Here is a 23,371-nt window from a genome sequence, read left to right on the forward strand (position 1 = left end):
GACGCGGCAGCTAAGAAGAAGCAGCCCGATGCGCATGATGCGGTCCAGCCTAGCCCAGCGCCGTACGACCCCGAAGCGGCCCGGGCGGTCTTCCCACCCCTTGAGACGGCCCCCGGCGGCGCGCGGCCGGGCCCGAGCGGCGCGAAATCCCGGTCCGCGCCGGTGACAACACGTCATCAATGCCTCACCCTGGGCCACATGACAGCCGAACCGACGCTCTGCGCGATCGTTCCGCCGTACGTCCTGGACCGTCTCGCCGAAGACGGTCACGAGCCCGCCTCCCGCTCCCTCGCCCTCGACGCCGCGCACCGGGCCGCGCGGCTCACCGCCGCCCTGCCCGCCCGGGCCGCCGCCGACCGGCTGGAGCGGGTGGTCTCCGACGCCGCGCACCGCGAGCGCCTGCCCGGCCGTACCGTCCGCCGGGAGGGCGAGGGCGCCGTCCCGGACCAGTCCGTCAACCACGCCTACGACGGCCTCGGCGCGACCTGGACCCTGTTCTCCGCCGTCTACGGCCGGCACTCCATCGACGACCTGGGCCTGCGCCTGGACGCCACCGTCCACTACGGCCAGGACTACGACAACGCCTTCTGGGACGGCCGGCGAATGGTCTTCGGCGACGGTGACGGCGAGGTGTTCGGCGACTTCACCGCCTGTATCGACGTCATCGGCCACGAGCTCGCCCACGGCGTCACCCAGTTCACCGCGGGCCTGGAGTACCGGGACCAGCCCGGCGCGCTCAACGAGTCGGTCTCCGACGTCTTCGGCTCCCTGGTCAAGCAGTACGCGCTGCTCCAGGACGCCGCCGGGGCGGACTGGCTGATCGGCGCGGGCCTGCTCGCCCCCGGGGTGCAGGGCGTGGCGCTGCGCTCGATGAAGGAGCCGGGCACCGCGTACGACGACCCCCGGCTCGGCAAGGACCCCCAGCCCGCGCACATGCGTGACTATGTGCGCACCGGCCAGGACAACGGCGGCGTGCACATCAACTCGGGCATCCCCAACCACGCGTTCTACCTGCTCGCCACCGCGCTCGGCGGCCGGTCCTGGGAGCGCGCGGGCCAGATCTGGTACGACGCGCTGACCGGCCGGCGACTGCCCGCCGACGCCGACTTCACGGCCTTCGCCCGGGCCACCGTGGCGGCCGCCAGGGCCCGCTACCCGGAGCCGGAGGTCGCCGACACGGTGACCGCGTCCTGGGCGAAGGTCGGCATCAGCCCGACCTGAGTGCCGATTGGGTCAAGGTCCGGAAAAACACCGGCAAACGCCATCCCTGGGTAGCACCATGGACACCATGCGTATCCAGGTGACCCGGACCGGCGGCCTCGCGGGACACGTCCGCCGCGCTGAGCTCGACACCACCGAGCGGGTGGACGCCCCGCACGTGCACGCGCTCGCCCGCGAGGCCGTCGCGGGCGGGTTGCGCGCGCCCTCCTACGGGGTGCCGGACGGCTACCACTACGCGATCACCGTCGACGGGCGCACGGTGCACTGCGCGGACCCCAAGCTCACCGAGTCCCAGCGGGAACTGGTCTCGCTGGTCCTGCGCGAGGGCGCCTGACCGGCCTCCGCCCGGTCGGCACCACGGCCGGGGAAGCCGGCCATCACCACGACCATCAGCACAGCCATCACCACGACCGTCACCACGGCCGTCACCACGGCCGTCAGCACGGTCGTCACAGCCAGCCGTCGAGCGAGGCCAGGAAACCCGGGAGGTCGTCCCGGTGGATGGTGTGCCCGGCACCGGGCACCGTACGGACCTCGTAGCCCAGGCCGCGCAGCGTCGCGGCGTCCTCGGGCCCGATCAGCCAGCTGTTGTCGGCCAGCTGCACCAGGGACGGCACCACCGGGGCGCCGGGCAGCGCGGCCCGGTCCGCGAGGGCGGAGAGGGCCAGCGCGGTGTCCGGGTCCCAGGCGGCGAGGGTGGACAGCTCGACCTCGACGTCCGCCGCGGCCCAGCGTGGACTGAGCGCGCCGATCTGCTCCCGGGTGGCCGCCTTGAACTGGGTGAACACGGCCGGGTCGAACAGGCCGGGCCGGACGAACCGCCAGGCCGGATCGGAGTAGACGACCCGGGCCGGCCGGAGCCGGTCCACCGCGTGCAGCAGGGTCAGGGCGCCGAGGGAGTGGCCGATCGCGAGGTCCGCGCCCGCCGGCAGGGTGTCCACCAGGTCCTGGGCGTAGTGCTCGGGACCGTAGCGGTCCACCGGGGCGGCGCCCTCCCCGCGCGGGCTGGCGCCGTGGCCGCGCAGGTCGACCGCGATCACCCGGTAGCCGAGCCCGGCCAGTGCCGGGCCGACCGACCGCCAGCTGCGGTGGTCGGACATGATCCCGTGGACCAGCAGCGCCACCCGGTCGCCGGTGCCCCACTCACGCGTGTTCAGCTTCATCCCCGCCCCCTCGCCGCCCCGCCCCGCCGTCGGGCGGGAACCCGCCGTCGGCCGGGCACCCGCCGTCGCACCGAACCCGCCGCCGGTCAGAACCCGAGCTTGCGCAGCTGCTTCGGGTCCCGCTGCCAGTCCTTCGCCACCTTGACGTGAAGGTCCAGGTAGACCGGAGTGCCGAGGAGCGCCTCGATGTGCTTGCGGGCGGTGGTGCCGACGTGCTTGAGCCGGGCGCCCTTGGCGCCGATGACGATCGCCTTCTGGCTCTGCCGCTCGATGTACACATTGGCGTGGATGTCGAGCAGCGGCCGGTCGGCCGGTCGGCCCTCGCGCGGCAGCATCTCCTCGACCACGACGGCCAGCGAGTGCGGCAGCTCGTCGCGGACGCCCTCCAGGGCGGCCTCGCGGATCAGCTCGGCCACCATGATCTGCTCGGGCTCGTCGGTGAGGTCGCCGTCCGGGTAGAGCGGCATGCCCTCCGGGAGCAGCTTGGTGATCAGCTCGGCGACCAGGTCGACCTGCTTGTCGCCGACCGCGGAGACCGGGATGATCTCGGCCCACTCGAAGCCCAGCTCGGCGCCGAGCTGGTGGACGGCGATCAGCTGCTCGGCGAGCCGCTTGGAGTCGACCAGGTCGGTCTTGGTGACGATGGCGATCTTGGGGGTCTTCTTGATCTCGGCGAGTTCCTTGACGATGAACTTGTCGCCGGGGCCGAGCTTCTGGTCGGCGGGCAGGCAGAAGCCGATCACGTCGACCTCGGCCCAGGTGCTGCGGACCAGGTCGTTGAGGCGCTCGCCGAGCAGGGTGCGCGGCTTGTGCAGGCCGGGGGTGTCGACCAGCACCAGCTGGGCGTCCGGGCGGTGCACGATGCCGCGAACGGTGTGCCGGGTGGTCTGCGGGCGGTCGGAGGTGATCGCGACCTTCGTCCCCACCAGAGCGTTGGTCAGGGTCGACTTGCCCGCGTTGGGCCGGCCGACGAAACACGCGAAGCCGGAGCGGTACGAGGAGGAAGGGGCACTCATGGACCCCATTCTCCCTGATCACCCGCGAGGGGACCGCCACCGGCGTCCGGGCCGGTCATTTCTTACCGCCGAACAGCGAGCCCAGCCCCCAGCCGAGGACGATCAGCAGGAAGGAGACCGAGCCCCAGAGCCAGAACGGCGAGCCGGTCTCCTGCCACTTCCCCATGCCCATCACACCCAGCAGCAGTCCCGCGAAGAACGCGTACGGCCCCATCGCCCAGCCCCCTCACCGCGCGGGCTCCCCGCCCGTCCCCGGTGAGATTATCCGCCCGGCCCGAGGGTGTCCGAACGCACGGGCGCCCGGGGCGCGAACCCCGGGCACCGGCCGTGCCGCGAGCGTTCAGCGGGCCTCGACCGAGACCCGCAGCACCCCGTCCGGCCCGGCCAGCAGCAGCGGGGTACCCGCGCCGCCGAGGTCCCGCACGGCCGCGAGGTCGGCCTCGGCGGGCTGCTCGGCCTCGGACACCACGGCCGCCGCCTCCAGCGACTTCGCACCGCTGGCGACCGCCATCGCCACCGCCGTCTGCACCGCGCTCAGCCGCAGCGACTCCAGCGCGACCGTCCCGGCCACGTAGGTCCGGCCGGTCTCGTCACGCACCGCGGCCCCCTCCGGGACGCCGTTGCGGGCGCGAGCGGAGCGGGCCAGGGTGATGATCTTCTTGTCTTCGGGGTCCAGCTCGACGATGTCACTCATGCCCAGGAGCATAGGCCCCGCCGACCGGGGCCCTCAGTGACCGTCCGGGGCCCTCAATCAATGTCCGACCGGGGCCCTCAGTATCAATGACCGACCGGGGCCCTCAGTGGCCGACCGGGTTGGGCGGACCGGGCCGGATCACCTTCACAAAGGTCTTGGGACCGGAGGGCATCGGCTCCTCGTCCGCCGCCCGCTTGCGCCAGTACGGGTTGTCGTGCGGCAGGTGGCTGCTGACCCGTCCGTACATCCCGAAGGTGGTGATCACCACGCCGAAGGCGAAGGCGAAGATCACGTTGTGGATCCCGAAGTTCAGGATGTTGGCGTCCGAGCGGCCGAGCACGGTCAGCCCGTAGAACCCGGACAGCACGAACAGCACGCCGACCGCCATGTTCACATTGGCGGCGACGTTGCCGCCGATGACCGCGGCGACCACCAGGACCCCGCCCATCACGATGGACAGGACGCTCAGCGCGCCGTTGGTGGACATACCCGCGACGTCGTTGCCCTCGGTGGACAGGAATCCCGGGTGGTCGGCCAGCCCCAGGCAGCCGAACACGATCAGGAAGACCCCGCCGAGCCCCGCCCCGATCCGCCACACCAGCAGCAGCCTGTGGTCGACGGGCAATTCGTCCTGCAACTTCATGGCGACCTCCGACTCGGTCGTAGTGCCTCGGCTTCTTGTTGTCGGGCCCTGGCCCCGCCTAGCTGTAGGGATGGCTCCCCTGCATGTGCGGCACCTCGTGCATGTACAGCGAACCGCACTGCTGACAGCACCGGAGCCCGGTCCCCCACTCCTGCTCCGGCCGGGTCTCCACCTCGGCGGGCATGTTCCGGCCGCACAGCGCCACGGCCGGATCCCCCTCCCGCACGACGTGCCAGACCTTGACCCCGCCCGCCGCCCCCTGCGGGCCGTACTCCGCGCGAAGTTGGTGACTCATGCCTTCCATGGTCGCCCCGGACGTACCCGACCGCTACTCGTCGGCCCCGTGCGCCGGATCCGCCGCGGCCCGCACCGGGGCGGCGACGACGGAGCCGATGCGGTTGCGGCGGCCGGCGGAGCTCTCGGCGGTCAGGCGGATGGCGGTCAGGCCGCCCGGGACCTCCTCGGGCAGCGGGATCGCGCAGGAGGAGCCGGGGATCGGCACCCGGCCCAGGTGCTTGGCCAGCAGACCGCCCACCGTCTCGACGTCCTCGTCCTCCAGCTCGATCCCGAACAGCTCGCCCAGGTCCTCGACCAGCAGCCGGGCGGTGATCCGGTACGAGCCGTCCCCGAGGTCCTCCACCGGCGCGATCTCCCGGTCGTACTCGTCGGTGATCTCGCCGACGATCTCCTCCAGGATGTCCTCGATGGTGACCAGGCCGGCCGTGCCGCCGTACTCGTCGATCACGATCGCCACGTGCGAGCGCATCTTCTGCATCTCGCGCAGCAGGTCGGTGGCGGGCTTGGAGTCCGGGACGAACACCGCCGGGCGCATCACGGCGCCGACCTCGTCCGACTCGGAGTCCCGGTTGATGTGGGTGCGGCGCACCAGGTCCTTGAGGTAGACGATGCCGACCACGTCGTCCTCGTTGTCGCCGACCACCGGTATCCGCGAGAAGCCCGAGCGCAGCGCCAGGGTCAGCGCCTGGCGGACGGTCTTGTGCCGCTCGATCATCACCAGGTCGGTGCGCGGCACCATCACCTCGCGGACGATGGTGTCGCCCAGCTCGAAGACGGAGTGCACCATCCGGCGCTCCTCGTCCTCGATGACGTCGTTCTTCTCGGCCAGGTCGACCAGGGCCCGCAGCTCCGCCTCGGAGGCGAACGGGCCCTCCCGGTAGCCCTTGCCGGGCGTGAGGGCGTTGCCGAGCAGGATCAGCAGCCTCGGGATCGGGCCGAGGATCCGGGCCAGCGGCAGCAGCACGAAGGAGGCCGCGGTGGCGGTGGTGAGGGGGTGCTGGCGGCCGATCGTGCGCGGGGAGACCCCCACCGCCACGAAGGACACCAGCACCATCACGCCGAACGCCAGCAGCACGGCCTGCCAGGTCGTGTCGATGTTGCGCACGCACACCACGGTGACCAGCACCGCCGCCGCCATCTCGCTGGCCACCCGGATCAGGGTGGCCAGGTTGAGGTAGCGGATCGGGTCGGAGGCCAGCGCCAGCAGCCGGGCCGAGCCCCTGCGCCCGGACCGGACCGCTTCCTCGGCCCGGAACCGGGACACCCGGGAGATGCCCGCCTCGGCGCACGCGGCCAGCCAGCCGAGCACGACCAGCGCGACCGCGCCGAGGATGAAACTCGTACTTTCACCACTCACTGGGGTTCGGGCTCCGCGCTCAGTGGGTGGTGGGGGCCGGGGAGATGCCGCCGAGGCCCCGCTCGGCCCGCCAGCCGTCCAGGATCGCCTTCTGGAGGCCGAACATCTCCTCCTCCTCGTCCGGCTCCTCGTGGTCGTAACCGAGCACGTGCAGCACGCCGTGGACGGTGAGCAGCTGCAGCTCCTCGTCCATCGAGTGCTTGGACGGGGCCTCCTTGCCCTGCTGCTCGGCGACCTCGGGGCAGAGCACGATGTCGCCGAGCAGCCCCTGCGGCAGTTCCTCGCCCTCCTTGCCGGGGCGCAGCTCGTCCATGGGGAAGGACATCACGTCCGTGGGGCCCGGGAGGTCCATCCACTGGATGTGCAGCTCCTCCATCGCCGCCCCGTCCACGAGGATCACGGACAGTTCGGACTGCGGGTGGATCCGCATCTTGTCCAGGGCGTAGCGGGCGACGGCGAGGACGGACTCCTCGTCGACGTCCCAACCGGACTCATTGGCGATGTCGATCGACATGACGGGCTGGTTACTCAGCTTTCGGTGCGGTGGGACTGTCGGGGTGCGCGTGAGCCGCGCCGCTGGGCGGACTTGACCGGGAGGCGGCGCTCCTCGGTCTCCTGGGCCTCCTGGTCGGCGTCCCAGCGCTCGTAGGCGTCCACGATCCGGCCGACCAGCTTGTGGCGGACCACGTCGGTGCTGGTGAGGACGGAGAAGTGGATGTCGGGCACGTCGACCAGGATCTCCTGGACGACCTTGAGGCCGCTGCGGGTGCCGCCCGGGAGGTCGATCTGGCTGGTGTCGCCGGTGACGACCACCCGGGAGTTGAACCCGAGGCGGGTGAGGAACATCTTCATCTGCTCGGGCGAGGTGTTCTGGGCCTCGTCGAGGATGATGAAGGCGTCGTTGAGGGTGCGGCCGCGCATGTAGGCGAGCGGCGCGACCTCGATGGTCCCGGCGGCCATCAGCCGCGGGATGGAGTCGGGGTCCATCATGTCGTGCAGCGCGTCGTACAGCGGCCGCAGGTACGGGTCGATCTTCTCGAAGAGGGTCCCGGGCAGGAAGCCGAGCCGCTCGCCCGCCTCGACGGCCGGGCGGGTCAGGATGATCCGGTTGACCTCCTTGGCCTGGAGGGCCTGGACGGCCTTGGCCATCGCGAGGTAGGTCTTGCCGGTGCCGGCCGGGCCGAGGCCGAAGACGATCGTGTGCTTGTCGATGGCGTCGACGTAGCGCTGCTGGTTGAGGGTCTTCGGACGGATGGTCCGGCCGCGGTTGGACAGGATGTTCGCGGTGAACACCTGCGACGGCGCCGGGCTGTCCGGGTCGTCGACGGCGCTGCGGAGCATGGCGATGGAACGCTCCACGGAGTCCTCCGTGAGGGGTTGGCCGGTGCGCAGCACCAGCATCATCTCGGTGAACAGCTGCTTGACGAGGGCCACCTCGGCGCGCTCGCCGGTCGCGGTCACCTCGTTGCCGCGGACGTGGATGTCGGCGGCGGGGAAGCCCTGCTCGATCACCCGCAGCAGCGAGTCGGTGGCACCGAGCAGGGTGACCATCGGATGCTTCTCGGGGATGACGATCCGGGCGCTGACACGGCCGTCCTCGGCCGGTTCGGGGCGCGGCCGTCCGTGGGAACGGGTCTGCGATGTGTCACTCATAGGTCGGCGCTGGGGCCTGCCTCATCCCATCCGTGTCTCGTGTGCCGCTCGGTCCTTCCGGGGCACCAGGGTACGCCGCGCATGTGATCGCCGCGGCGGGCGGCGGGGCCGCACCCGACGATGCTGCGGCAGAACGCCCGGCGGCGCGAGCGGTTTTCCACGCTGTTCACCGCGGCCCTGACGGGTGGGCGCCTCATCTGTGCCGGGGCGGTACTGGTACCCGGGCGAGGTCCTCGGCAAGCACGATCGGCCCGTCGAAATGCTTGCGGGCGTCGGCGAGGTGCTGGCCGAGGTCGGGGTAGCGCTGCGAGAAGTGGGTCAGCACCAGGGTGCGGACGCCCGCCTCCGCGGCGACCTTGGCGGCCTGGCCGGCGGTGAGGTGGCCGTGGTCCTCGGCGAGCCCGGCGTCGGCGTCGGAGAAGGTGGCCTCGACGACCAGCAGGTCGGCGCGCTCGGCGAGCTCGTACACGCCCTCGCAGAGCCGGGTGTCCATGACGAAGGCGAACCGCTGTCCGGGCCGCGGCTCGCTGACCTCCTCCAGGAGGACCCGCCGGCCGTCCACCTCGATCGCGCCCCGGTGCTGGAGCCGGCCGGTGTCGGGGCCGGCGATGCCCAGGGCGGCCAGCCGTTCGGGCACCAGCCGGCGGCCGTCCGGCTCGCTCAGGCGGTAGCCGAAGGACTCGACGGGGTGCGAGAGCCGGACCGCCTCCAGCGCGAAGCGGGCGCCGGGCGCGGGCAGCGGGCCCGGCGCCTCGATCGGGCGGGGCCGCAGCACGGCCGTCTCGTGGTAGGCGGTGGCGTACCGCAGCCGCTCGAAGTACACCTCGCCGGAGGCCGGGAAGTAGATGTCCACCGGGTGCGGGACCCGGTCCAGGTTGATCCGCTGGATCACCCCGGCCAGGCCCAGGCTGTGGTCGCCGTGGAAGTGCGTGACGGCGATCCGGGTGAGCTGGGTGGCCGAGACCCCGGCGCGCAGCATCTGCCGCTGGGTCCCCTCGCCGGGGTCGAACAGCAGGCCCTCGCCGTCCCAGCGCAGCAGGTAGCCGTTGTGGTTGCGGTGCCGGGTCGGGACCTGGCTCGCGGTCCCGAGGACGACGAGTTCGCGCTGCGACACTGCCTAGACCATGCGCTCGGTCATCGAGGTGCCGCCGAGCAGGTGGACGTGCGCGTGGAAGACGGTCTGGCCCGCGCCGGCGCCGGTGTTGAAGATCAGCCGGTAGTCCTCGACGCCCTCGTCCGCGGCGACCCGGCCCGCCTCGGCGAGCAGCTCGCCGGCGACGTCGGGCTCCGCGTCGGCCAGCGCGGCCGCGTTCGGGTAGTGGGCGTGCGGGATCACCAGGACGTGCACCGGGGCCTTCGGGGCGATGTCGCGGAAGGCGAGGGTCCGGTCGGTCTTGCGGACCACGGTGGCCGGGATCTCGCCCGCCACGATCTTGCAGAACAGGCAGTCGGGCTGCGGCTCGCCGGCCATCGGGATCTCCTCGCGGGATGCTGCTGCTGGTCTGGTGGGAGCGTACGGCGGCATGCTAGGCCCTCTCTTTCGGATCACGCCAGGCGGGCGCCGCCGGAGCGGGAGGCCGGATCCGGGTCCGGCCTCCCGCCACCGCCCGGCTACCGCTCCCAGGGCAGCTCCGGCGGGGTCCTGGCCGGCCGCTCCGCGAGCGCCGCCAGGGCGATCCGCACCGCTTCGGCGAGCTGCGGGTCCTCCCCCGCCGCCCAGGCGTGCGGCGGGAACGGCACCTCCACGTCCGGGTCCACCCCGTGGTTCTCCAGGCCCCAGCCGCGCCGCTCCGACCAGAACGCGTACTTCGGCTGGGTCACCAGGGTCCCGTCCACCAGCGAGTAGCGGCTGTCGATGCCGATCACCCCGCCCCAGGTGCGGGTACCGACCACCGGGCCGATCCCGAGCGCCTGGATCGCCGCGTTGACGATGTCGCCGTCCGAGCCCGAGTACTCGTCGGCCAGGGCGACGACCGGACCGCGCGGCGCGTCCTCCGGGTACGGCGCGGGATTGGCGACGTCCCTGGCCACGCCCCAGCCGACGATCCGCCGCGCCAGCTTCTCGACCACCAGCTGCGAGGTGTGCCCGCCCCGGTTGCCCCGGATGTCGACGACCACGCCGTCCCTGGCCATCTCCGCCCGCAGGTCGCGGTGGATCTGCGCCCAGCCGGTGGTCTGCATGTCGGGAATGTGCAGATAGCCGAGCCGGCCGTCGGACAGCCCCCGGACGGCGGCCCGCCGCCCGGCCACCCAGTCGTGGTAGCGCAGCGCCTCGTCGTCGGCGAGCGGGACGACCACCGGGTGCCGCTGGTCGGTGCCGTCCTTGCCGGCCACCGTCAGCTCGACCGGCTGCCCGGCGGTGCCTGCCAGCAGCGGCGCCGGGCCGGTCACCGGGTCCACCGGGCGGCCGTTGACCGCCAGCACCGCGTCCCCGGGGCGGACGGCCGCGCCGGGGGCGGCCAGCGGCGAGTGCGCCCGCGGGTCGGAGGACTCCCCCGGCAGGATCCGCGCGACCCGCCACACCTCGCCGTCCCTGACCAGGTCCGCGCCCAGCAGGCCCTGCCGGCGGGCCGGCTCGGTGTGCACCCCGTGCGCCACCACGTACGCGTGCGAGGTCCCCAGCTCGCCGTGCACCTCCCAGAGCAGGTCCACCAGGTCGTCGTGCGAACCGAGCCGCTCCACCAGCGGCCGGTAGCGGGCCAGCACCCCGGCCCAGTCCACCCCGCCGAGGTCGGGACGCCAGAAGTTGTCCCGCATCAGCCGGCCGTTCTCGTCGTACATCTGCCGCCACTCGGCCGCCGGGTCGACCGTCACCCGCAGCCGGTCCAGGTCGACGTCGACCTCGTCGTCCTCGCCGGACGCCTTGTGGTCGGCGGGCACGATCCGCAGCTCGCCCTCGTCCAGCACGGTGAGCCGGGTGCCGTCCCCGCTCACCGCGAACGCGTCCAGGCCGTCCACGAGCTGCTCCGCCCGGCGCTTGCGGAAGTCGAAGCGCTCCAGGGTCGGCCGCGGGCGCTCGTCCTCCAGCGAGGCGGCCTCGTCGCCCAGCTCGCCGACCAGCGGGAGCCTGGTCCACAGCACGCCGTCCTTGGCGGCCCGCAGGACGCCGAACCGGCCGCCCTCCACCGGGAACGGCACGATCCGGTCGGCGATGCCGTCCAGGTCGACCCGGGTCGCGGGCGGCGCTTCGGCCGCGCCCTCCTCGCCGTCCGCCCGGCGGCCCTTCGGCTCGTCCTCCTCCCCGCCGGCCGGCCGGCCCGCCCGGCGCGGCCCGAACGGCGACGGCGTGTCGGCGGCCAGCGTGATCAGGTACGGGCGGCAGCCGTTGGGGAACGACAGGTCGAAGACGTGCGAGTCGTACACCGGGTCGAAGCTGCGCACCGAGAGGAACGCCAGGTGCCGGCCGTCGGCGGTGAACGCCGGGGAGGTGTCGACGAACCGCTGCGGGGTCGCCTCGGAGACCGTCCGGGTGGCCAGGTTCGCCAGCACGATCTGGCGCAGCGACCACGCGCCGAGGGTCGGCTGCGACCAGGCCAGCCAGGCCGAGTCCGGGCTGAACGCCAGCCCGCTGACCTCGCCGTCGGTGCTGTGCGCCAGCTCGTGGACGGCGCCGTCGGCCAGGCCGACCAGCAGCACCCGGCCGTCGTGCGCGCCGACCGCCAGCTGCTTGCCGTCCGGGGAGACCAGCAGCGAGCGGACCCGGCCCAGCCGCCCGGCGGCCAGTCGGCGGCGCTCGGTACCGAGCACCGCGGGCGCGTACTCGATCGCGTCCTCGCCCTCGGCGTCGGTCACCCAGACCACGCCCTGCGCGGCGTCCTCGCCGGCCGGTCCCGGCACCACCCGGGCCAGCCGGCCGCGCACGCCCGGCGTCTCGTCCAGCACCCGGGCCGGGCCCTCCCGGTGGGTCAGCCAGTGCACGGAGCCGCGGACCACCACGGCCCCGGCCCGCCCGGTGCGGTCCGGGGCGGCGCCCTCCAGCCAGTGCGCGGCGGACACCGGGCGGGGGCGGCGGCCGGTGCGCGGGCCGGCCGGACGGACGTCCAGGCGGCGCGGCTCGGCGCCGTCCAGGTCCTCCAGCAGCCACAGGTCGCCGGCGCCGTGCCAGACCACCCGGCTCCCGTCGGTGGTGGCGTTGCGGGCGTAGAAGCCCTCCGGCGAGATGCCGTGCCGGCGCAGGTCGGAGCCGTCCGGGAGGCTGGAGTACAGCGCGCCGACGCCCTCGTGGTCGGAGAGGAAGGCGATCCGCCCGCCCACCCACAGCGGCGACTCGATGTTCCCGGCGAGCTCCTGGTGGACGCGCTCGAAGCGGTCGGCGCCGATCCACAGCCGGCCGGTCCGCCCGCCCCGGTAGCGCTTCCACCAGGCCGGCTCGGTGCCGTAGGCGGAGACCAGCAGCACCCGGTCGCCGCCGGGCTCGAAGGCCAGTCCGCCGATCGGGCCGTACGGCAGCCGGGCCGCCTCGCCACCGTCCAGCGGCACCGCCCGCGCCCAGGTGCGGCGCAGCGAGGCCTGCCCGGCGGCGGTGGTGGCGATCGGCCGGCCGTCGGCCGTCCAGCCGCGCAGCTGGGTCTGGGCGTCGCCCCAGTGCGTCAGCCGCCGGGACGGCCCGCCGTCCACCGGGACCAGGTGCACCTCGGGGGCGCCGTCCCGGGTGGAGGTGAAGGCGACGTGGCGGCCGTCCGGGGAGAACATCGGTCGGCGGACCGGACGGTGGTCGGCGGTCAGCCGCCAGGCCCGGCCGCCGTCCAGCGGGGCGAGCCACACGTCGTTCTCGGCCACGAAGGTGATCAGGTCGCCGTGCAGGTGCGGGTGGCGCAGGTAGGCGCCCTCGGGGGTGCTCTCGGGTTCGCTCACGGTCGCCACCCTAGGCAAGCGGGGGCGCGGCGCGCCCGCGATTCGCGGACCGCGAACCCCTGCGGGGGACGGCGTCAGGTCCAGCGGCCGGTGCGGCCCAGCAGCAGCGCGCCGGCCGCCACCCCGGCCGTGGAGGTGCGCAGCACCGAGGGGCCGAGCCGGTGCGGTTTCGCGCCGGCCTCGGCGAAGGCGGCCAGCTCCTCCGGGGAGACGCCGCCCTCCGGGCCGACCACCAGCACCAGGTCCCCGGCCGCCGGCAGGGCGGCGGCGGCCAGCGGTTCGGCGCCCTCCTCGTGCAGCACGGCGGCGAACGCGGCGCCGGCCAGTACCGGGGCCAGCTGCCGGGTGGTCATCGCCTCGCGGACCTCGGGGAAGCGCAGCCGCCGGGACTGCTTGCCGGCCTCCCGCGCGGTGGCCCGCCACTTGGCGAGCGCCTTGGCCCCGCGCTCGCCCTTCCACTGGGTGATGCAGCGCGAGGCCGCCCAGGGGATCACCACGTCCACGCCGACCTCGGTCATGGTCTCCACCGCCAGCTCGCCCCGGTCGCCCTTGGGCAGCGCCTGCACGACGACGATCCGCGGCGAGGGCTCCGGCTCGCGGCGCACGGCCGTCACCGTCACCTCGATCGCGTCCTTGCCGTGCACCGCCGCGACGGTGCCGTCCACGCCGAGGCCGAGGCCGTCGGCCAGGGTGACGGCCTCGCCCGGTTCCAGCCGCTTCACCGCGGCGGCGTGCCGGCCTTCCGGCCCGTCCAGCCGGACGGACGCGCCCGGCGCGGCGGCGGCGATCCGCTCGGTGTCGACGACGAACACGGGCGCGGTCATGCGGGGAACCTCCGGGGTGGGAACGGGGACGGGAACGCGAAAGGGGTGCCGAGGAAGCCTCGGCACCCCCGCGCGGGACGGCTACCGGCCGTTGAAGGCGTCCTTGAGCCGGGAGAACAGCCCCTGCTGCCCGGGCGCGAACTGGCCGGACGGCCGTTCCTCGCCGCGCAGCACCGCCAGGCGGCGCAGCAGCTCCTCCTGCTCGGCGTCGAGCTTGGTGGGCGTCTGCACCTCGACATGCACTATCAGGTCACCGCGGCCGCCGCCGCGCAGATGGGTGATGCCCCGTTCGTGCAGCGGGATCGACTGGCCGGACTGGGTGCCGGGCCGGATGTCGACCTCCTCGATCCCGTCCAGGGTCTGCAGCGGCACCTGGGTGCCGAGCGAGGCCGCCGTCATCGGGATGGTGACCGTGCAGTGCAGGTCGTCGCCGCGCCGCTGGAAGGTCGGGTGGCTGGTCTCGGCGATCTCGACGTACAGGTCGCCGGCCGGGCCGCCGCCGGGGCCGACCTCGCCCTCGCCGGCCAGCTGGATCCGGGTGCCGTTGTCGACACCGGCCGGGATCTTGACGGTCAGGGTGCGGCGGGCGCGGACCCGGCCGTCGCCCGCGCACTCCGGGCACGGGGTCGGCACGACGGTGCCGAAGCCCTGGCACTGCGGGCAGGGGCGGGAGGTCATGACCTGGCCCAGGAAGGACCGGGTGACCTGGGAGACCTCGCCCTTGCCGCGGCACATGTCGCAGGTCTGCGCGGAGGTGCCGGGCGCGGCGCCCTCGCCGCTGCAGGTGGTGCAGGTGACGGCGGTGTCGACCTGGAGTTCCTTGGTGGTGCCGAACGCGGCCTCCTCCAGGGTGATCTCCAGCCGGATCATGGCGTCCTGGCCGCGCCTGGTCCGGGAGCGCGGTCCGCGCTGGCCGGAGGCGGCGCCGAAGAAGGCGTCCATGATGTCGGAGAAGCCGAAGCCCGCCGCGCCCGCGCCGAAGCCGCCCGCGCCGCCCCCGCCGTTCGGCGAGAGCGGGTCGCCGCCGAGGTCGTAGACCTGACGCTTCTGCGGGTCGGAGAGCACCTCGTAGGCGGCGTTGATCTCCTTGAACCGCTCCTGCGTCTTCGGGTCCGGGTTGACGTCCGGGTGCAGTTCGCGTGCCAGGCGCCGGAACGCCTTCTTGATCTCGTCCTGCCCCGCATCCCGTCGGACGCCGAGTACCGCGTAGTAGTCCGTGGCCACCAATTGCTCCGCTTGTTCCGCCTGTGTGAGTGCTTGCGACTTAGGGCGCCGTCGGCTGTCCGACGACGGCCGTTCCTACGACTCGGCCAGAATCTGGCCCACGTACCGTGCCACCGCTCGCACCGCCCCCATTGTGCCCGGGTAGTCCATCCGGGTCGGACCGATCACTCCCAGTTTGGCCACGCTCTCGTCGCCCGAACCGTAACCGACCGAGACGACCGAGGTGGAATTCAGCCCTTCGTAGGCGTTCTCCCGCCCGATCCGGACCGTCATCCCGGCGTCCGCGGTCTCACCCAGCAGGCGGAGCAGGACGACCTGCTCCTCCAGGGCCTCCAGCACCGGCTGGATGGTCAGCGGGAAGTCGTGGCCGAAGCGGGTCAGGTTGGCCGTGCCGGCCAGCATGATCCGCTCCTCGCGCTGCTCGGCGAGGGTCTCGAAGAGCGTCGCCAGCACCGTCGACACGGTCGGCCGGTCGGCCGCCTCGAACAGCCCGGGCAGGTCCTCCAGCAGCCCCGGGACGTCCGGGAGCCGCTGTCCGGCGGCCCGGGCGTTGATCCGGCCCCGGAGGTCCGCCAGCACGGTCTCGCCGACCGTGCCCGGGCAGTCCACCAGCCGCTGCTCGACCCGGCCGGTGTTCATGATCAGCACCAGCATCACCTTGGCCGGGGCCAGCGCGACCAGCTCGATGTGCCGCACCGTGGAGCGGCTCAGCGAGGGGTACTGCACCACCGCGACCTGGCGGGTCAGCTGGGCGAGCAGCCGCACCGTGCGGGCGACCACGTCGTCGAGGTCCACCGCGCCGTCGAGGAAGTGCCGGATCGCCCGCCGCTCGGGCGCGCTCATCGGCTTGACCTCGGCCAGCTTGTCGACGAACAGCCGGTAGCCCTTGTCGGTGGGGATCCGCCCGGCGCTGGTGTGCGGCTGGTGGATGTAGCCCTCCTCCTCCAGCGCCGCCATGTCGTTGCGGACGGTGGCCGGGGAGACCCCGAGGTTGTGGCGTTCGACCAGGGCCTTGGAGCCGACCGGCTCCTCCGTCCCCACGTAGTCCTGGACGATCGCGCGAAGCACCGCGAGTTTGCGGTCGTCGAGCTGGCGGACCTCACCGGCCATGGGCACGCACCTCCGTCTTCACGCGTTGTCCGTTGTGTCACACCGTCGTGGCATGTGTCCGTGTTCGAGCTGTCCGGTCCGACCCCGCGGGGCCCGGCCTTGGCACTCTGAACACACGAGTGCCAGAACCGTACCTGCCAGTGTAAGGCCCGGGTCCGACGGCAGGAACGGCCCGGCCGGGGTGATCCTGCTCGCTGTCCGCGGCGCGCGGGTGATGCCGCGGGGCCCGCCCGGTGGCAGCATCGGAATCGGACGGCAAACGGAGGAGCAGCGATGTCGAGCTCGGGCCAGCACACCCGCTTCGCCCCCGACCGCGGCCTGACCGGCCGCATGGTGGGGACGATGTTCCTGATCGGGCTGCTGTACGTGGGATTCACCGGTCTGCTGATCGTGCTGCTGCGCGGCGCCTGGCCGATCATCGTGCTGATCTCGGGCGGCCTGTTCGTCGCCCAGTTCTGGTTCAGCGACCGGATCACCGAACGGGCGATGGGCGCCCACCGGGTCACCCCGGAGCAGTACCCGCAACTGCACGGCGCCGTCGACCGGCTCTGCGCGCTCGCCGACATGCCCAAACCCCGGGTGGCGGTCGCCGACAACGACATGCCGAACGCCTTCGCCACCGGCCGCAACCCGCAGAACGCGGTGGTCTGCGTGACCACCGGCCTGCTGCGCCGGCTGGAGCCCGAGGAACTGGAGGGCGTGCTCGCCCACGAGCTGTCGCACGTCGCCCACCGGGACGTCGCCGTGATGACGGTGGCCGGCTTCCTCGGCGTCCTGGCCGGCGCGATGACCCGGATCGCCATGTACGGCGGCTTCATGGGCGGCGGGCGCAACAACAACGACTCCAACGCCGCGATCGCCGCCCTGGTGATCCCGCTGGTGTCGATCGCCGTCTACGCGATCAGCTTCCTGCTGACCCGGCTGCTCTCCCGCTACCGGGAGCTGGCCGCCGACCGGGCCGCCGCCCAGCTCACCGGGCGGCCCAGCGCGCTGGCCTCGGCACTCACCAAGGTGACCGGCCAGATCGCCGCCATCCCGACCCGGGACCTGCGCCAGTCGCAGGCCTACAACGCGTTCTACTTCGCGCCGGCGCTCAGCGCCCGGGAGGCCGCCACCCAGCTGTTCTCCACCCACCCGTCGCTGGAGCAGCGGCTGGCCCAGCTGGCGAAGATCTCCTCCGACCTCGGCCGCTGAGCCGCCCGTTCGGCCCCGACCGCCCGCCCCGCCCGCCCGCTCCGCCCGTATCCGGCACCGCACCGACCCCGCATCGACCCCGCACCGCGTCGGCACCGCACCGACCCGCCCCCGAACCTCTGACCGGAAGGACCGCCGTGGGCATCCTGGACTCGCTGTTCGGCCGCACCAAGCCCGTCCAACCCGACCTCGACCAGCTGTTCGGCGTACCGTCCGCCGCCCTCACCCTGGAGGCCGCGGCCGGCTTCCGGCCCACCGGGCTCGGCTCGGTCTGCTTCGCCTCCGTCGAGGGCGGCGCCTTCGACGAGGTCGAACGGCAGGTCCGGGACCTGCTCGACGCCGACACCGAACGCGGCGGCGTCCCCGTCGAGGCGTCCAAGGACTCCTACGGCTACTCCTGGCTGCTCGCCCGGCACGCGCCCGGCGAACTCCCCGAACTGGTCAACGACCTGCACGCCGTCAACAGCGAACTCGAGGCGCACGGCTTCGGCCCCCAGTTGCTCTGCTCCCTGGTCGGCTTCCGCGACGCCGAGGGACGGCGGCCGCTCGCCCTCGTCTACCTGTACAAGCGCGGCACCTTCTACCCCTTCGCACCGGTGCCCGGCGGCGGGGAGAAGCGCGACAACCCGCTGGAGCTGGAGGTCAACGCGATGCTCGGCAACGACCTGCGGCTGGAGAAGGACCTCACCCGCTGGTTCCCGGTCTGGGGCGCGCCGGGGCTGTGAACCGGGCGCCCGGCGGGCACGGCGACCGGATATCAGCCGATCGGTACTACCGGCATCACCGGTAATTCGGTGGCCCTCGGCCGCTCCCGCCCCTAGGGTCCGCCCGTGATCAACTGGACCGCACTCGAATCCGCCGCCCCCACCCCCGACACCCTCGCCGCCGTCAGCGCCGCGCTGCGCTCGCCGGACCCGCACGTCCGCGACAGCCTCGCCCTCGAGCAGCTGTGCCGCTGGGTGCCCCTGCTCACGCCCGAGCAGCGCCTCGCGCTCGGCGACGAGATGGCCGAACGCCTCGACGACGCCGAGATCCAGGCCCGCACCTTCGCCCCGCTGGTCCTCGCCGAGCTCGCCGACCACGGCGCCCACCGCCCGGCCTGGCTGGAGGCCTTCGCCCGCTGGTACGTCGGCGAGAGCGACCTGCGCGGCTTCGACCCCCGGCTCGGCTGGCTGCACGCGGTCGCCCACGGCGCCGACCTGCTGGCCGCCCTCGGCCGCGGCCCGCTGGTCGCCGACCCGACCCCGCTGCTGGACCTGGTCACCGCCCGGCTGCTCGCCCCCACCGACCACGTGCTGGACGCCATGGAGGACGACCGGCTCGGCCGCGCGGTCGCCCAGATCCTCACCCGGCCGGAGCTGACCGAGCGCCAGGCCCTCGGCTGGCTCGACCCGATCGGCGACCGGCCGCCGCGCCGCTCCTCCGCTACCGCCGGCGCCGTCCCCGCCGTCGTCTCCAACACCCTGCGCACCCTGCGGGCCGTCTACGTGCTCGCCGACCGGGGCGTCCGGATGGAACGCGGCGGCGTGCCGGTGCCGCTGCCGCACTCCGCCGCCCTGCGCGCGCGGATCGCCGAGCTGCTGGTGGTGAACTCGCCGTTCACCGGCTGACGCCCCGTAGACTCCGGGGAATGCGCAGCCGCCAGTACGGACCGGACCTGACCCCGCCGTGGAAGCGGGAGACGCCCGCCCCCGAGGTACCGGCCGAGCGGGACCTCGTGGTCGAGGAGGCGTCGACCGGCTTCTGCGGGGCGGTGGTGCGCTGCGAGAAGACCGCCGAGGGGTACACCGTCACCCTGGAGGACCGGTTCGGCAAGCACCGGGTGTTCCCGCTGGCCCCGCGCGGATTCCTGCTGGAGGGCCGGACGGTCACCCTGGTCCGGCCCTCGGGCCCGGCCCCGGCCCGCACCCCCGCCCGCACCGCCTCCGGCTCGGTCGCCGTCCCCGGCGCCCGGGCCCGGGTGGCCCGCGAGTCGCGGATCTACGTCGAGGGCCGGCACGACGCCGAGCTGGTGGAGCGGGTCTGGGGCGACGACCTGCGGATCGAGGGCGTGGTCGTCGAGTACCTGGAGGGCGTCGACGACCTGCCCGCGATCGTCGCCGAGTTCGCCCCCGGCCCGGAGCGCCGCCTCGGCGTCCTGGTCGACCACCTGCTCCCGGGCACCAAGGAGCACCGCATCGCCGCCCGGGTCACCGGCCCGCACGTCCTGGTCGTCGGCCACCCCTACATCGACGTCTGGCAGGCCGTGAAGCCGTCCTCCGTGGGCATCCCGGCCTGGCCCGCCGTGCCCAGGGGCGAGGACTTCAAGCTCGGCACCTGCCGCCGCCTGGGCTGGCCCGAGGACACCCCGGCCGCGTGGAAGCGGATCCTGTCCAAGGTGGACTCCTACCGGGACCTGGAGCCCGAGCTGCTGGGCAAGGTCGAGGAGCTGATCGACTTCGTGAGCCTGCCGGGTCAGGAGTAGGGCCGGAACTCCGAGGTGTCGAGTTTCTCGAAGCTCCCAGTCGTCCGGTCATCGACGGCGGTCATTGCGCGCCCCCTCCGACGGCTGACACCACGTTAAGGAGTCTCAGTCCACCAGGTCACGCACCACCCCGTCCGCCAGGAGGCGGCCCCGGAGGGTGAGGGCGGCGCGGCCGCCGGCCCAGGGCTCCGGGGCGAGGAGGCCGTCGGCCAGGTGCTGCCGCGCCGCCTTCAGGCCGGTCTCCGTCAGCAGGTCCAGCGGGATGCCCTCGGCCAGACGCAGCTCCAGCAGGATCCGCTCGACCCGGCGGTCCTCGGCGGTGAGGCGCTCACGGCCCTGGGCGGGGGTGCGGCCCTCGGCGAGGGCGCGGGCGTAGGCGGCGGGGTGCTTGGCGTTCCACCAGCGGACGCCGCCGACGTGGCTGTGCGCGCCGGGGCCCGCGCCCCACCAGTCGCCGCCGGTCCAGTACAGCTCGTTGTGGCGGCAGCGGCCCTCGGGGGTGGTGGACCAGTTGGAGACCTCGTACCAGGAGTAGCCGGCCGCGGCCAGCGCCTCCTCGGCGATCAGGTAGCGGTCGGCGTGCACGTCGTCGTCGATCATCGGCAGTTCGCCGCGCCCCACCCGGGCGGCCAGCCGGGTGCCCTCCTCGACGATCAGCGAGTAGGCGGAGACGTGGTCCGGGCCGGCGCCGATCGCGGCGTCCAGGGAGGCCCGCCAGTCGTCGTCGGACTCGCCGGGGGTGCCGTAGATGAGGTCGAGGTTGACGTGCTCGAAGCCCGCCGCGCGCGCCTCGGCGACGCAGGCCTCGGGCCGGCCGGGGGTGTGGTGGCGGTCGAGCAGTTTCAGCACGTGCGGGCGGGCCGACTGCATGCCGAAGGAGATCCGGTTGTAGCCGCCCTCGCGCAGCTCCGCCAGGTAGGCCGGGTCCACGGACTCCGGGTTGGCCTCGGTGGTGACCTCGGCCCCCTCGGCGAGCCCGAACTCCTCGCGGATCGCGGCGAGCATCGCCACCAGGTCGCGGGCGGGCAGCAGGGTCGGGGTACCGCCGCCCAGGAAGACGGTGCGCACCGGCGGCGCGGCGTCGCCGAGCACGCGGCGGGCCAGCCGGACCTCGGCGACCACGTTGTCCGCGTAGGTCTCCTGGGAGGCGACCGTGCCGGAGGAGCGCAGCTCGGTGGCGGTGTAGGTGTTGAAGTCGCAGTAGCCGCAGCGGCTGGCGCAGTACGGCACGTGCAGGTAGAAGCCGAACGGCCGTGAGCCCAGCCCGTCGAGGGCGTGCGCGGGCAGGGATCCGTCGGACGGCACCGGTTCACCGTCGGGGAGTGCGGAGGGCATGACCCCATTGTCCCGTACGGCCGGAGTGATCCCTCCGGGCCGTACGGGACGGGACGAGAAAGAGCGGAACGCAGTGGCGCGGGGCCGGGCTCAGGCCTCGTTGGCACCCGAGTACATCGCGGTGACCTCGTCCGCGTAGGTCCGCTCCACCACCGGGCGCTTGATCTTCAGGCTCGGGGTGAGTTCGCCGTGCTCGATGTCCAGGTCGCGCGGCAGCAGGTGGAACCGCTTGATCGTCTGCCAGCGCTGCAGCGAGCCGTTCAGCCGCCGCACGAAGCCCTCGATCAGCTCGTGGGTCCGCGGGTCGGCCGTCACCTCGGCGTAGGAGCTGCCGGCCATCCCGTGCTCGGCGGCCCACGGCATGATCACGGACTCGTCCAGGCCGATCAGCGCGGTGCAGAAGTTGCGGCCGTTGCCGATCACCAGGATGTTGCTGACGAACGGGCAGACCGCCTTGAACTTGCCCTCCACCTCGCTCGGCGCGACGTACTTGCCGCCGGAGGTCTTGAACAGGTCCTTCTTGCGGTCGGTGATCCGCAGGAAGCCGTCCGGGGACAGCTCGCCGATGTCCTCGGTGTGGAACCAGCCGTCCGACTCCAGCACCTCGGCGGTCTTCTCCGGCAGGTTGTGGTAGCCGCGCATCACCCCGGGGCCGCGCAGCAGGATCTCGCCGTCCTCGGCGATCCGCACCTCCGTGCCCGGCAGCGGACGGCCCACCGTGCCCACCCGGATGTCCTCGGCCCGGTTGACGCAGGAGCCGGCGCTGGTCTCGGACAGGCCGTAGCCCTCCAGGATCGGCACGCCCGCGCCGACGAAGAAGTAGCCGATCTCGGGCGCCAGCGCGGCACTGCCCGACACCGCGCCGCGCAGCCGGCCGCCGAACGCGGCCCGGATCTTCGAGTACACCAGCCGGTCGGCGATCGCGTGCTTCAGCCGCAGCCCGGCCGGGGCGGTGCCCACCCCGGTCGCCACCCGGCTCTCCTGCACCGCGCGGGCGTGGTCGCGGGCGGTGCGCGCCGCCCACAGGAAGATCTTGTACTTGGCGCCGCCCTCGGCCCTGGCCTTGCCGGCGATGCCGTTGTAGACCTTCTCGAAGATCCGCGGCGCCGAGGCCATCACGGTCGGCCGGATCACCGGGAGGTTGTGGATGATCCGGTCCACCCGGCCGTCCAGCGCCATCACGTGCCCGGTGGCGATCTGCCCCGAGATCAGCGTCTTGCCGAACACGTGCGACAGCGGCAGCCACATGAACTGCACGTCGTCGGCGGCCAGCAGCCCGCTGGCCTCCTGGGCCCGCCCCTCGTACGCCCAGCAGTCGTGCACCAGCCGCACGCCCTTCGGACGGCCGGTGGTGCCGGAGGTGTAGATCAGGGTCGCCAGCTGCTCCTTGTCGAGCGCGGCGATCGCCTTCTCGACCGCGTCCGGGTGCGCGGCCAGGTGCTCGGCGCCGAGCCGCTCCAGCTCGGTGAAGGAGAGCACCTTCAGCCGGCCGGCCTCGAGCGGCCCGTCGGGCGCGTCGAAGAGGACCACCGTCTCCAGCGCGGGCAGCCGGTCCAGCTCCGCGACCACCTTGTCCAGCTGGGCGGTGTTCTCGGCGAACATGGCCCGGGAGCCGGAGTCGGAGAGGATGAACGCGGTCTCGTCGGCGTTGGTGCTCGGGTAGACGGCCGTGGTGGCCGCGCCCGCGCACATGTTGCCGAGGTCGGCCAGGACCCACTCCAGCCGGGTGGAGGAGGCCAGCGCGACCCGGTCCTCGGCCTCGATCCCCAGCGACAGCAGCCCCGCCGCCACCGCGTACACCCGGGTCGCGGCCTGCGCCCAGGTCAGCGACCGCCACTGCTCGGCGCCGGGGGTGCTGTCCGCCGCTTGCTCGTCCACCGGCACCGGGTGGCGGTAGGCCTCACCGCCGGGCGTCAGCGCGACCCGCTCCTGGAACAGGTGGGCGACGGAGGTGGGACGCCCGGCGACGAGGTCGGGACGGCCGGAGTCGATCAGGGACTGCGCGGAACTCAACGAGGACCTCCGGGGGCGGGTGGCCGTCCGATGGACGTGGAGGGACGGTCTGCGGCTGGGACCGGCACCGCGGACGGGACGCGCGGCGACCGTGGGGGCGGTCGCCGGCCCGCCTGGCGAAAACCGGGCCGGTACCAGTGAGTAACAAGGGGGCTGTCAGCAGCCTAGGGGGAAACCGGTCATTCCGTAAGAGGGCGGGCCGAGCTGGCACCCTCCCGAACCATCGGTGCACGGCACCACCCCGCCGCCCGGAACGTTCGGCAAAGAGCCGGACAAAGATCCGGCTCGCTTGCCCGGAATCGACTGTAC

The 23,371-nt window shown here is 73.4% G+C and carries 23 protein-coding genes; 6 read left to right on the top strand and 17 right to left on the bottom strand.

The window, feature by feature from the left end:
• Positions 1-198: 198 nt before the first annotated feature.
• The gene (locus tag SM793_RS29200; RefSeq protein WP_320441303.1) at positions 199-1,221 is read left to right on the top strand and encodes a M4 family metallopeptidase; all 1,023 of its coding nucleotides are present in this window, start codon (positions 199-201) and stop codon (positions 1,219-1,221) included.
• Between the two features lie 67 nt (positions 1,222-1,288).
• Positions 1,289-1,555, top strand: a complete 267-nt coding sequence (locus SM793_RS29205) for a protealysin inhibitor emfourin (RefSeq protein ID WP_030395784.1) — start codon at positions 1,289-1,291, stop codon at positions 1,553-1,555.
• Positions 1,556-1,670: 115 nt separating this feature from the next.
• Here the strand turns inward: SM793_RS29205 and SM793_RS29210 are convergent, their stop codons facing one another.
• The 15 genes from SM793_RS29210 to hrcA form a co-directional block, all read right to left on the bottom strand.
• Positions 1,671-2,384, bottom strand: coding sequence for an alpha/beta fold hydrolase (locus tag SM793_RS29210; protein ID WP_320441304.1), 714 nt, complete (start codon positions 2,382-2,384; stop codon positions 1,671-1,673).
• A gap of 86 nt (positions 2,385-2,470) precedes the next feature.
• A complete protein-coding gene (era, locus tag SM793_RS29215; RefSeq protein WP_320441305.1) occupies positions 2,471-3,400 on the bottom strand; it encodes a GTPase Era in 930 nt (309 codons plus the stop codon).
• Positions 3,401-3,455: 55 nt separating this feature from the next.
• A complete protein-coding gene (locus SM793_RS29220) occupies positions 3,456-3,614 on the bottom strand; it encodes a hypothetical protein (RefSeq protein WP_157855342.1) in 159 nt (52 codons plus the stop codon).
• Between the two features lie 126 nt (positions 3,615-3,740).
• Positions 3,741-4,094: a cytidine deaminase gene (locus SM793_RS29225; protein ID WP_030395781.1), complete on the bottom strand. Its 354-nt coding sequence runs from the start codon at positions 4,092-4,094 to the stop codon at positions 3,741-3,743.
• Positions 4,095-4,197: 103 nt separating this feature from the next.
• Complete coding sequence (locus tag SM793_RS29230; protein ID WP_320441306.1) at positions 4,198-4,737, bottom strand: DUF4383 domain-containing protein; 540 nt, start codon at positions 4,735-4,737, stop codon at positions 4,198-4,200.
• Between the two features lie 58 nt (positions 4,738-4,795).
• Positions 4,796-5,032, bottom strand: a complete 237-nt coding sequence (locus SM793_RS29235) for a hypothetical protein (RefSeq protein WP_320441307.1) — start codon at positions 5,030-5,032, stop codon at positions 4,796-4,798.
• A gap of 33 nt (positions 5,033-5,065) precedes the next feature.
• Positions 5,066-6,391, bottom strand: coding sequence for a hemolysin family protein (locus tag SM793_RS29240; RefSeq protein ID WP_320441308.1), 1,326 nt, complete (start codon positions 6,389-6,391; stop codon positions 5,066-5,068).
• A 19-nt stretch (positions 6,392-6,410) separates the two neighbouring features.
• Complete coding sequence (ybeY, locus tag SM793_RS29245) at positions 6,411-6,905, bottom strand: rRNA maturation RNase YbeY (RefSeq protein ID WP_320441309.1); 495 nt, start codon at positions 6,903-6,905, stop codon at positions 6,411-6,413.
• 14 nt (positions 6,906-6,919) lie between these two features.
• Entirely contained in the window at positions 6,920-7,942 is a 1,023-nt protein-coding gene (locus SM793_RS29250) for a PhoH family protein (protein WP_320441331.1), read from the bottom strand.
• Positions 7,943-8,237: 295 nt separating this feature from the next.
• Positions 8,238-9,158: a ribonuclease Z gene (locus SM793_RS29255; protein ID WP_320441310.1), complete on the bottom strand. Its 921-nt coding sequence runs from the start codon at positions 9,156-9,158 to the stop codon at positions 8,238-8,240.
• A 3-nt stretch (positions 9,159-9,161) separates the two neighbouring features.
• Complete coding sequence (locus SM793_RS29260) at positions 9,162-9,515, bottom strand: histidine triad nucleotide-binding protein (protein WP_320441311.1); 354 nt, start codon at positions 9,513-9,515, stop codon at positions 9,162-9,164.
• 140 nt (positions 9,516-9,655) lie between these two features.
• Positions 9,656-12,898, bottom strand: coding sequence for a S41 family peptidase (locus tag SM793_RS29265; RefSeq protein ID WP_320441312.1), 3,243 nt, complete (start codon positions 12,896-12,898; stop codon positions 9,656-9,658).
• A 74-nt stretch (positions 12,899-12,972) separates the two neighbouring features.
• On the bottom strand, positions 12,973-13,722 hold the full coding sequence (locus SM793_RS29270) for a 16S rRNA (uracil(1498)-N(3))-methyltransferase (RefSeq protein ID WP_320441313.1): 750 nt from the start codon (positions 13,720-13,722) through the stop codon (positions 12,973-12,975).
• Positions 13,723-13,803: 81 nt separating this feature from the next.
• A complete protein-coding gene (gene dnaJ / locus SM793_RS29275; protein ID WP_320441314.1) occupies positions 13,804-14,946 on the bottom strand; it encodes a molecular chaperone DnaJ in 1,143 nt (380 codons plus the stop codon).
• 75 nt (positions 14,947-15,021) lie between these two features.
• Positions 15,022-16,056 (bottom strand): heat-inducible transcriptional repressor HrcA, encoded by a 1,035-nt coding sequence (gene hrcA / locus SM793_RS29280; RefSeq protein ID WP_320441315.1) that lies wholly within the window; start codon positions 16,054-16,056, stop codon positions 15,022-15,024.
• Between the two features lie 273 nt (positions 16,057-16,329).
• On the opposite strand from hrcA, the gene htpX reads away from it, so the two are divergent.
• The 4 genes from htpX (at position 16,330) to SM793_RS29300 (ending at position 19,714) form a co-directional block, all read left to right on the top strand.
• Positions 16,330-17,250 carry a zinc metalloprotease HtpX gene (gene htpX / locus SM793_RS29285; RefSeq protein WP_320441316.1) on the top strand — a complete coding sequence of 307 codons (921 nt, stop codon included), beginning with the start codon at positions 16,330-16,332 and terminating at the stop codon, positions 17,248-17,250.
• Positions 17,251-17,387: 137 nt separating this feature from the next.
• Entirely contained in the window at positions 17,388-17,975 is a 588-nt protein-coding gene (pspAB, locus tag SM793_RS29290) for a PspA-associated protein PspAB (protein ID WP_320441317.1), read from the top strand.
• A gap of 105 nt (positions 17,976-18,080) precedes the next feature.
• The gene (locus tag SM793_RS29295; protein ID WP_320441318.1) at positions 18,081-18,860 is read left to right on the top strand and encodes a DUF2785 domain-containing protein; all 780 of its coding nucleotides are present in this window, start codon (positions 18,081-18,083) and stop codon (positions 18,858-18,860) included.
• A 20-nt stretch (positions 18,861-18,880) separates the two neighbouring features.
• Positions 18,881-19,714 carry a DUF3097 domain-containing protein gene (locus tag SM793_RS29300; RefSeq protein ID WP_320441319.1) on the top strand — a complete coding sequence of 278 codons (834 nt, stop codon included), beginning with the start codon at positions 18,881-18,883 and terminating at the stop codon, positions 19,712-19,714.
• 105 nt (positions 19,715-19,819) lie between these two features.
• Here SM793_RS29300 and hemW read toward each other — a convergent pair whose 3' ends face one another.
• Entirely contained in the window at positions 19,820-21,049 is a 1,230-nt protein-coding gene (gene hemW / locus SM793_RS29305) for a radical SAM family heme chaperone HemW (RefSeq protein WP_320441320.1), read from the bottom strand.
• A gap of 90 nt (positions 21,050-21,139) precedes the next feature.
• Entirely contained in the window at positions 21,140-23,062 is a 1,923-nt protein-coding gene (locus SM793_RS29310) for a long-chain fatty acid--CoA ligase (protein WP_320441321.1), read from the bottom strand.
• Between the last annotated feature and the right edge of the window lie 309 nt (positions 23,063-23,371).

Origin of the sequence: Kitasatospora purpeofusca (assembly GCF_034043715.1) — a bacterium.
Lineage (GTDB): Bacteria > Actinomycetota > Actinomycetes > Streptomycetales > Streptomycetaceae > Kitasatospora > Kitasatospora purpeofusca_A.

Bases quoted from the DNA above. Each gene is read 5' to 3' on its own strand.
- SM793_RS29270 (WP_320441313.1), bottom strand. From the start codon at position 13,722: ATGACCGCGCCCGTGTTCGTCGTCGACACCGAGCGGATCGCCGCCGCC.
- SM793_RS29210 (WP_320441304.1), bottom strand. From the start codon at position 2,384: ATGAAGCTGAACACGCGTGAGTGGGGCACCGGCGACCGGGTGGCGCTG.
- SM793_RS29300 (WP_320441319.1), top strand. From the start codon at position 18,881: ATGCGCAGCCGCCAGTACGGACCGGACCTGACCCCGCCGTGGAAGCGG.
- SM793_RS29225 (WP_030395781.1), bottom strand. From the start codon at position 4,094: ATGAGTGACATCGTCGAGCTGGACCCCGAAGACAAGAAGATCATCACC.
- SM793_RS29220 (WP_157855342.1), bottom strand. From the start codon at position 3,614: ATGGGGCCGTACGCGTTCTTCGCGGGACTGCTGCTGGGTGTGATGGGC.
- SM793_RS29250 (WP_320441331.1), bottom strand. From the start codon at position 7,942: ATGGTCACCCTGCTCGGTGCCACCGACTCGCTGCTGCGGGTGATCGAG.
- htpX (WP_320441316.1), top strand. From the start codon at position 16,330: ATGTCGAGCTCGGGCCAGCACACCCGCTTCGCCCCCGACCGCGGCCTG.
- hemW (WP_320441320.1), bottom strand. From the start codon at position 21,049: ATGCCCTCCGCACTCCCCGACGGTGAACCGGTGCCGTCCGACGGATCC.
- SM793_RS29230 (WP_320441306.1), bottom strand. From the start codon at position 4,737: ATGAAGTTGCAGGACGAATTGCCCGTCGACCACAGGCTGCTGCTGGTG.
- SM793_RS29205 (WP_030395784.1), top strand. From the start codon at position 1,289: ATGCGTATCCAGGTGACCCGGACCGGCGGCCTCGCGGGACACGTCCGC.
- SM793_RS29260 (WP_320441311.1), bottom strand. From the start codon at position 9,515: ATGGCCGGCGAGCCGCAGCCCGACTGCCTGTTCTGCAAGATCGTGGCG.
- SM793_RS29200 (WP_320441303.1), top strand. From the start codon at position 199: ATGACAGCCGAACCGACGCTCTGCGCGATCGTTCCGCCGTACGTCCTG.
- SM793_RS29235 (WP_320441307.1), bottom strand. From the start codon at position 5,032: ATGAGTCACCAACTTCGCGCGGAGTACGGCCCGCAGGGGGCGGCGGGC.
- ybeY (WP_320441309.1), bottom strand. From the start codon at position 6,905: ATGTCGATCGACATCGCCAATGAGTCCGGTTGGGACGTCGACGAGGAG.
- era (WP_320441305.1), bottom strand. From the start codon at position 3,400: ATGAGTGCCCCTTCCTCCTCGTACCGCTCCGGCTTCGCGTGTTTCGTC.
- hrcA (WP_320441315.1), bottom strand. From the start codon at position 16,056: ATGGCCGGTGAGGTCCGCCAGCTCGACGACCGCAAACTCGCGGTGCTT.